This is a genomic window from Streptococcus mitis (assembly GCF_001074635.1).
In the GTDB taxonomy this organism is placed as follows: domain Bacteria; phylum Bacillota; class Bacilli; order Lactobacillales; family Streptococcaceae; genus Streptococcus; species Streptococcus mitis_E.
The window spans coordinates 1-726 of the sequence record NZ_JUQO01000031.1 but is presented as its reverse complement, the minus strand read 5'-3'; the positions used below and the strand labels follow the sequence as shown (position 1 = coordinate 726).

The 726-nt window shown below is 46.6% G+C and carries 2 pseudogenes; both read right to left on the bottom strand.

From position 1 onward, the window contains the following. Positions 1-6: 6 nt before the first annotated feature. Positions 7-435, bottom strand: a pseudogene (locus tag ADI58_RS10490) (Rpn family recombination-promoting nuclease/putative transposase); the annotation flags it as partial. Between the two features lie 14 nt (positions 436-449). Next, positions 450-726 (bottom strand): annotated as a pseudogene (locus tag ADI58_RS01275) (flagellar assembly protein H domain protein); the annotation flags it as partial.

Below are 726 nucleotides of genomic sequence, written 5' to 3'. Positions count from 1 at the left end.
TAGGTCTTATTTATGATGGTCTTTCAATAGCTCCTCAAACTCAGCCACGGTCATTCCCAACTGCTGGCTGGCAACCTCAGGTGTCAAAAGACCTTGACGGACCATATCCAGAAAGGCAAAGAGTTTTCCTTCTTCCCTCCCTTCGACTTTCCCACGCTCCAGTCCCTGTTCAATACCCTGTTCAATACCCTCAGCCCTAGCTGTTTCCAAGGCATAGTCCTGTGCCAACAAGGCTTGTTCTTCTCGCATACGTAGTTGACTAAACACTTTCCTATCCTCCTCAGACCAGCTCTTGTAGTCTAGCAGTTGGTCTGCCTGGCTGATGGCTCGCTCGAGTTGTTGGGTAAAGGGTTTATTCCCAAAAAACTCCAACCACGGTTTGCGAACGCTATCCTTGCTGGTTTCTCTGTATTTTTTTAATTCCAAGAACGCTATTACTAGTGATGGTATTACAAAAGTGCTTCAAACTCCGCTACTGATATACCCAATTGTTCACTCGCGAATTCGGAAGTTAAAACATGTTGGCGTACTAAATCTAGAAAGGTAAAGATTTTCCCACGCTCCAGTCCCTGTTCAACGCCTTCTGCTCGTCCTTGTTCAAGACCACGCTCCAACCCCTGTTCAATACCTTCTGCCCTAGCAGTTTCCAAGGCATAATCCTGAGCCAATAACGCTTGTTCTTCGCGCATACGTAGTTGACTAAACATTTTCCTGTCCTCCTCGGAC